The organism is Pseudoalteromonas sp. SR44-5 (assembly GCF_014163675.1).
GTDB classification, from domain to species: Bacteria; Pseudomonadota; Gammaproteobacteria; order Enterobacterales; family Alteromonadaceae; genus Pseudoalteromonas; species Pseudoalteromonas rhizosphaerae.
Map to the genome: position 1 here is coordinate 1 of NZ_JACJDT010000105.1, position 2,001 is coordinate 2,001.

The 2,001-nt window shown below is 41.7% G+C and carries 4 protein-coding genes; all 4 read right to left on the reverse strand.

From position 1 onward, the window contains the following. Positions 1-329: LysM peptidoglycan-binding domain-containing protein (locus tag H5154_RS22585; protein ID WP_182719708.1), on the reverse strand; the 329-nt coding region annotated here is incomplete at its 3' end. A 49-nt stretch (positions 330-378) separates the two neighbouring features. Continuing rightward, positions 379-723: a hypothetical protein gene (locus tag H5154_RS22590; protein ID WP_259398596.1), complete on the reverse strand. Its 345-nt coding sequence runs from the start codon at positions 721-723 to the stop codon at positions 379-381. A gap of 126 nt (positions 724-849) precedes the next feature. Beyond that, positions 850-1,362, reverse strand: coding sequence for a DUF2931 domain-containing protein (locus tag H5154_RS22595; protein ID WP_182719709.1), 513 nt, complete (start codon positions 1,360-1,362; stop codon positions 850-852). Positions 1,363-1,545: 183 nt separating this feature from the next. Continuing rightward, positions 1,546-2,001, reverse strand: a 456-nt coding sequence (locus tag H5154_RS22600; protein ID WP_182719710.1) for a DUF2931 domain-containing protein, incomplete at its 5' end; no start/stop codon positions are given.

The following is a 2,001-nucleotide window of genomic DNA, read 5'->3' on the forward strand; positions in this document are numbered from 1 at the left end:
GTATCGATAGTTTGGCTGCCTATGTTGAGTACAATACGTTTGCCAGTGATGTCATCACCATCTTCATGAATTATTTGCAGGCGAAAATATTCTTTTTCGTTTTGTACAACAAACGTATTTAGGCTATTGGCGCGCAGCGGCATAAACTTTTCTTTTTTAGGTGGTATGGTAATAACGTCACCCGGGTAAATTAAGTTTGGATCAGGGCGCAGCGCTCTAAATTCAGCATTACTGGGGTGGTTATACAAGGCGGTTGAGGTTTTATAACCATATTGGCGTGCTATGCGTAGCAGAGTTTCGCCTTGTGCGACGGTGTGTTGTTGTATCATTGAAATATCCTTATCCCTAAATATAAATATCGCCAGAGCAAGTCTACGTTTAGGTGATGTTGCCTACTGACCAATCGTGATCGGCGAGTTCAAAAAAGCTGACTTTGGCGTTTTCAAAATCAGGGCCTGATACGTTGGCGTAGCCGTTTTGATCGAGCTGTCCGGTGATAATATGGCCGTTACGTAAGCGAATTTTATAGCCCATGTTGGCTTGGGGCTCGCCTGTCTCATCTAGTAGCTCAATTTCGTAACCTAACGTAGGCTGCTCAACGGTGAATGTGGTGCTATCTACCGCGCCATTGGCAGTTGCAGTGACATTATAAGCCCCTGGTTTAACCTCAAAATAGTGCTGCCAAAAGGATACTTCGTCTGGGCGTTTTTTTGCTAGTTGCAAGGTTACTTGCCCGCTGGTTGGCCCTTGCCATTGTTACTACATGAACCTTCAATATGTTGTTTTTAGTGGTAAATTCCGGCCCATATTCAGAACCATGGGCCAAAGCTACAGATGGAAATCGCTTTACTAGTTATTCTCACGCCACTGGGCTTGTCCTGAGGCTAGTTCGTGTAATACACGGCCTGTAAATCCCGCTGAACGGGTATTAGATAACCAAACTTTGATTTCACCTGACTCACCCATACCGACTATTAAGTATGGTTTTATTTCCTTAAATACTTCACCTGTCGATAAAGTAAAATAAGGGAGAGATTTAGCTAATTTGTAACCTTTTTTGTCTATTGCAACTTCACCAAAGTAAATTCTATTTTCTGACTTATCTAACCATTCAACAGCTACTTTTTCTGGGAATTTTTGATCGTAAACACTTACCGTCGCTCTTGTTTCACCATAGCAGCACCCAATTGCCCCTGACGGTATTCCCCACTCATCATCAAATACTACAGAGCGCCCCCAAATTGCATTGCCATTTTCGGTGCCGACACCTGCAACCATGTAATCAATTGTTCCTGTTGACGAGCAACCCATTACAAATAATGTAAAAGTGAGTGTGATGAGTAATTTTATGAGGTTGTCCATAATCTATATCCATTTATTAGTTGTGACTGCCATTGCTCACTTTCTTCAGCTTGTTCTGGTTGATTGTAAAAAAGCTCACGTTGTTGGTTTTTAGTGGTGAATTCAGCGTCTTCTTCTGGGTCATGAGCTACGGGCTACCTCTGCGAATACTTTATAGAACATAAGCTTAGGGTCGTGGCTTTACTACTTATTCTCACGCCATTGAGCTTGCCCTGAGCCTAGTTCGTGTAATACATGGCCTGTAAACCCAGCAGATGGTGTATTTGAAATCCAAACTTTGATTTCACCTGATTCACCCATACCGACTATTAAATATGGTTTTATTTTCTTAAATACCTCACCTGTCGATAAAGTAAAATAAGGGAGAGATTTAGCTAATTTGTAACCTTTTTTGTCTATTGCAACTTCACCAAAGTAAATTCTATTTTCTGACTTATCTAACCATTCAACCGCGACTTTTCCTGGGAATACCCTATCATATACTCCAACCATAGCCCCCGCTGTGGCTCTGCAGCAAGACATAGTTCCTGCGGGTACATCCCACTGGTCATCAAACTTAATTAAAGTCACGAATATATCATTACCTTCATCCGTTGAACCCGATACAACCATATAATCTATTTCACCTGTTGTTGCACA

What these genes read in the sequence shown, in the direction of transcription:
- H5154_RS22595 (WP_182719709.1), bottom strand. Translation starts at nt 1,362, where the DNA reads ATGGACAACCTCATAAAATTACTCATCACACTCACTTTTACATTATTT.